The sequence below is a fragment of the Lysinibacillus sp. GbtcB16 genome (genome assembly GCF_019091145.1).
Classification (GTDB): Bacteria; Bacillota; Bacilli; order Bacillales_A; family Planococcaceae; genus Lysinibacillus; species Lysinibacillus fusiformis.
Genome location: NZ_JAGXJV010000409.1, coordinates 1 through 270, shown reverse-complemented (window position 1 = coordinate 270; position 270 = coordinate 1). Strand labels below are relative to the sequence as shown.

General features: G+C 54.1%; 1 pseudogene. It reads left to right on the top strand.

Features of this window, described 5'->3' with window-relative positions:
* Positions 1-181: pseudogene (locus KVT27_RS24725) on the top strand (YcnI family copper-binding membrane protein); the annotation flags it as partial.
* Positions 182-270: the final 89 nt, after the last annotated feature.

Genomic DNA, 270 nt, shown 5'->3' with positions numbered 1-270 from the left:
CGTCACGACGGTGAAAGCTAAAGCCGGCGCGAGCACGGACAGCCACGGCAATGTCGTAGCAGGCTCGGCCCCGGCTGCTGCAGGCAGCTCTGAATCCAAGACGCCGCTGTATCTATCCATCGCGGCTGTCGTGTTGGGCGCATTATCCTTGATCGTTTCGTTAACTAGAAAACGTGGCTAAAAAAAAGGCCTTGAGCTCTTCGTCCAGTTGGACGAGGAACTCAGGGCCTTTATTGTTTGCGTTCATAAATCCGGAAGTAGTACTCGTAC